Source organism: Acidisphaera rubrifaciens HS-AP3, assembly GCF_000964365.1.
Classification (GTDB): Bacteria; Pseudomonadota; Alphaproteobacteria; order Acetobacterales; family Acetobacteraceae; genus Acidisphaera; species Acidisphaera rubrifaciens.
This window is the reverse complement of sequence record NZ_BANB01000816.1, coordinates 1-4,519: the sequence shown is the minus strand read 5'-3', so window position 1 is coordinate 4,519 and position 4,519 is coordinate 1. Positions and strand designations below refer to the sequence as shown.

At 71.2% G+C, this 4,519-nt stretch carries 6 protein-coding genes; 3 read left to right on the top strand and 3 right to left on the bottom strand.

All coding sequences use genetic code 11. The features are described from left to right. Positions 1-313: CoA transferase (locus B8460_RS18110; protein ID WP_199445692.1), on the top strand; the 313-nt coding region annotated here is incomplete at its 5' end. Continuing rightward, a complete protein-coding gene (locus B8460_RS18105) occupies positions 313-1,146 on the top strand; it encodes an alpha/beta fold hydrolase (protein ID WP_048863018.1) in 834 nt (277 codons plus the stop codon). The genes B8460_RS18110 and B8460_RS18105, both read left to right, overlap by 1 nt. Here B8460_RS18105 and B8460_RS18100 read toward each other — a convergent pair whose 3' ends face one another. Then, a complete protein-coding gene (locus B8460_RS18100; protein ID WP_084623881.1) occupies positions 1,147-2,367 on the bottom strand; it encodes a polyhydroxyalkanoate depolymerase in 1,221 nt (406 codons plus the stop codon). A gap of 150 nt (positions 2,368-2,517) precedes the next feature. On the opposite strand from B8460_RS18100, the gene B8460_RS18095 reads away from it, so the two are divergent. Next, on the top strand, positions 2,518-3,177 hold the full coding sequence (locus B8460_RS18095; protein ID WP_048863017.1) for a glutathione S-transferase family protein: 660 nt from the start codon (positions 2,518-2,520) through the stop codon (positions 3,175-3,177). On the opposite strand, the gene B8460_RS18090 is transcribed toward B8460_RS18095, so the two are convergent. Together B8460_RS18090 and B8460_RS18085 are read right to left on the bottom strand one after the other, a co-directional pair. Then, complete coding sequence (locus B8460_RS18090; protein ID WP_048863016.1) at positions 3,178-3,639, bottom strand: cupin domain-containing protein; 462 nt, start codon at positions 3,637-3,639, stop codon at positions 3,178-3,180. A gap of 154 nt (positions 3,640-3,793) precedes the next feature. After that, positions 3,794-4,519: Crp/Fnr family transcriptional regulator (locus B8460_RS18085; RefSeq protein WP_048863015.1), on the bottom strand; the 726-nt coding region annotated here is incomplete at its 5' end.

The window sequence follows — 4,519 nt, the reverse complement described above, 5'->3', positions numbered from 1 at the left end:
GCTCGCCGCCCACCCGACCGGCTGGTGGGTGGATCGGCTGGAGGCGCTGAAGATCGGCTGCGGCCCCATCAACAAGCTCTCCGACGTGTTCGCCGACCCGCAGGTGGTCGCGCGCGGCATGGTGCGCGAGATGGCGCACGGCTCCGGCGCGACCGTGAAGGTCATCGCCAACCCCGTCCGCCTGTCGGAGACGCCGGCCGACTACCGCCTGCCGCCGCCGATGCTGGGCGAGCACACGGACGCGGTGCTGGCGGAGCGGCTCGGCATGGGGGCGGACGAGATCGCCGCCCTGCGCGCGAAGGGCGTCGTCTGATGGAACGCGGCGACGTCCCCTACCTGCTCAACGGCGCCTTCCGCCGCCTCGCCTATGTCAGCTTCGGCAATCCCGACAACCCGCCGGTGATCTGCGTCCACGGGCTGACGCGCAACGGCCGCGACTTCGACGTGCTGGCGCAGGCGCTGTCGGATGCGTATTTCGTGATCTGCCCGGACCTGCCCGGCCGCGGCGCGTCGGACTGGCTGCCGGAGGGCGGGCTGTATCAGCCGGCCTCGTACGTCGTGGCGCTGGGCCACCTGCTCGCGGCGATCGGCCGGCCGGTCGTGTGGATCGGCACCTCGCTCGGCGGCATGTGCGGCATGGCGCTCGCCGCGACCGAGGGCAGCCCGATCCGCCAGCTCGTGCTCAACGACGTCGGCCCCTTCATCCCGCGCGCGGCGCTGGCGCGCATCCGCGACTACATGGCGCTCGGCGACCCGCCGGGCTTCGCCGACCTCGCGGAGGTGGAGGCGTATCTGCGCCGCGTGCACGCGCCGTTCGGGCCGATGACCGATGCGGACTGGGCGCACATGGCCCGCCATTCCTCGCGCGCCGGGGCGGACGGGCTGCTGCGTCTGCACTACGACCCGGCGATCGCCGAGCCGATCCGCGCGAGCGAGCCGGCGGACACCGACCTGTGGGCGCTGTGGCCGGCGATCAAGGCGCCGGTGCTGGTGATCCGCGGCGCGGAGAGCGACCTGCTGCTGGCCGAGACGGTGGAGCAGATGGAGGTCTCGCGCGCGGAGTCCTACGTCGTCCCCGGCGTCGGCCACGCGCCGTCGCTGACGGACGAGGCGACGATCGCGCGCATCCGCCGCTTCATCGTGTGATCAGCTCGTCGCCGCGATCACCTCGCGCACCAGCGGATAGACCTCGCCCGTCCAGCGCCGGCCGCTGAACACGCCGTAATGGCCCACGCCGAGCTGAAGGTGGTGGCGCTTCATCGACGGCCGCAGCCCGGTGCACAGGTCGAGCGCGGCGGAGGTCTGGCCGATCGCGCAGATATCGTCCAGCTCGCCCTCGACGGTGAAGACGAAGGTGTGGCGGATCGCGCCCGGATCGACCGTCTGGCCGCGATAGGTCAGCGCGCCGCGCGCCAGGTCATAGGTCTGGAACACCCGTGCCACGGTCTCCAGGTAGAACTCCGCCGGCAGATCCATCACCGCGAGGTATTCGTCATAGAACGTCCGGTGCGCCGCCGCCGCGCGCCAGTCGCCGCGCACCATGTTGCTCACCTGCCCGTACTGCGCGGCGACGTGGCGATGCAGGTTCATCAGCATGAACGCCGTCACCTGCGTATGCCCCGGATAGACGCGCCGCCCATGGCCGGCGAGCGGCCAGGGCACCGTCTGGATCAGCTCGCGCTCGAACCACGCGATCGGGCGTGAGGAGGCAAGGTCGTTGACGCGCGTGGGCGACACGCGCGCGTCGATCGGCCCGGCCATCAGGGTCATGCTGCGCGGCTGCGACGGGTGGCGCGCCTGCGCCATCACCGCGCCCGCGGCGAGCACCGCGACGGTCGGCTGACAGACGCCGAGGACGTGGTTGCGCCCGCCCATCGCCTCCAGCCACGCGATCAGATAGCCGACATAGTCATCGAGCCCGAACCGTCCCGCCGCCACCGGCACGTCGCGCGCGTTGTGCCAGTCGGTGACATAGACGTCGTGATCCGCCAGCGCCGTCCGCACCGTGCCGCGCAGCAGCGTCGCGTAATGCCCGGACATGGGGGCGACGATCAGCAGCTTCGGCTGCACCGGCGCGTCCGTCTTGCGGAAGCGCAGCAGCGTGCCGAACGGGCGCACGTCCACCGCCTCCTCGATCACCGGCAGCGTGCGGTTGCCGACCGGGACGGCGTCGATGCCATAGGGCGGCCGGCGATGCGTCGTGCCGCCGATCGCCATCACGTCGAGCAACCCTGCCGTCGCGCGCAGCCAGGGATGCGACGTCTCGACGCCGTTCATCTGCCGCAGCATCCGGCTCATGCTGTCGGCCATGCGTCGCGGCAGGTCCAACGCCTCGGTCAGCGCGTAATAGACGTCGTATCGGATCATGCGCCGCGTGCCCCGGGACGGGGCGACCGCGGACGGCGAGGCGTGGGGGGGACGATCATTCTTTGCCTGCGGCCTCGTTCGATGCTGACGGCTCGTTTCGCTCTCTGTTAGCCTAGCCGGCATTGTTCCCGCACTGGAAGGCGCCGCACAATGGCCGACGCGACCCTGTTGATCAGCAGCCGCAACTATTCGTCCTGGTCGTTGCGCGGCTGGCTGCTCACGCGCCTCTCCGGCCTGCCGTTCACCGTCATGACCGCCGATCCCGACGATCCCAATACCCGCGCGGAGCTGCTGCTGCGTACCTCGACGATCCGCGTGCCCTGTCTCGTGCACGACGACGTCTCGGTGTGGGACACGCTGGCGATCGCCGAATATCTCAACGAAATCCGGCCGAAGGCGGGGCTGCTGCCGAAGGATCGCGCCGCGCGCGCGCGCTGCCGCTCGATCTCCGGCGAGATGCATTCGGGCTTCGCGGCGCTGCGCGCGTCGCTGCCGATGAACCTGCGCGCGCGCCGGCCGGGTTTCCGCGTCTGGTCCGCGCCGCAGGCCGATATCGACTTCCTCACCACGATCTGGCGCGAATGCCTCGCCGAGTACGGCGGCCCGTGGCTGTTCGGCGCGGCGCCGACGGTCGCGGACGCGATGTACGCGCCGGTCGCCACCCGTTTCGTCACATACGACGTGACAATCGACCCGGTCGCCGCCGCCTATCGCGACCACATCCTCGCCTGGCCCGACATGCGCGTCTGGTACGCCGAGGCGCAGGTCGAGCCGGAGATGCTGATCGACGAGCTTGAGGTGGAGTTCTGATCAGCCGCCGCCGGCGCCCGCCGTTTCAGTCGGCGCCCCCCAGGGCGTCGGCGCGGGCACCGGCGCCGGTCCCTCGGCGACCTCCACGGACGTGAAATCCGCCGGCCCCACCACCTCCAGATACTCCATGTCCGGCGAGTAGTCGTACAGGTAATGCACGATGCCCGGCCGCTGATGCACGCAGTCGCCGGCGGCGACCAGGGTTTCGCGGCCCTCGTACATGAACTTCGCCCAGCCCTTGAGCATCAGGACGATGTGGAACTCGGCCTCGTGGAAGTGCCAGCCGGTGCCGGCCTCCGGCGCCTCGGCCGCGCGCACCAGATGGGCGACGACCCGCCCGCCGGTCGCGTCGCGGATGCCGAGGTCGCGGTATTCGAAGAACGACCGCAGCCCCTCGCCGCGCCAGGGCGTGCCGCCCGGCTTCACGTGGCTGAACGTGTTGACGATGGATTTGTCGAGCATGCGCGCACCCCTCCGTTCCCGCGCCCGCGGCGCGTTCGGTGTTGGAGCCGGATGACGGTGCGTATCCCTGGGCGCCCCGCCTTGCGTCGCGGATGCTGCCGGTGCGAACAGTGCCATGCCGCCCGGCGCCGGTCGAGCGGAATTGCGCGGCGCCCTATCCGCCGGGCGGGCGCGCCACCAGGGTGCGGAAGCGCTCGATGTCGTTGATCGTCAGCTGCGCCGACCGCCCGTCGAACGTCGCCAGCCCCTCGGCCCGCCACTTGTTGAGGATGGTGATGATGCTGCGGCTCGTCGCCCCCAGCAGGTCGGCGAGGTCGTCCTGATGCATGCGCGCATGGATGCGCACCCGCCGCTCGCCCGACATGCCCAGCCCCGCCAGGTACAGCACCTGCTTCGCCAGCCGCAGCTCAAGGTTGAGCAGGCTCGCATCCTCCAGCAGCGAATAGGTCCGCCGCATCCGCGCCGTCACCAGCCGCAGCACGTTCTGCGCAAATGTCGATGAGTCCGCCAGCAGCCCCAGGAACGCCGTTGCCGGCAGCACCAGCAGCTCCGCCGGGCCATAGGCGCTCGCGTCCGCCGTGCGCGCCAGCCCGTCGATCACCCCCAGCTCGCCGAAGATCTCCAGGTCGCGGAAGATCTCCACCACGATCCGCTTGCCGTTCTCGCCGAGCGTGCTGATCCGCACCATGCCGCTCAGGATGAGATAGACCCGCTCCGCCTCCTCGCCGCGGCTGAACACCGCCTCCTCGTCGCGCAGGGTGCGCGTCGTCGCCGCCGCCAGCGCCCGGTCGAGCGCCTCGGCCGCGACACCCGCGAAGACCGGCGCCCCCCGCGCGCGCGTCCGCGCCGTCTCGCCCGCCGTCATGCCGCCGCCTCCGTC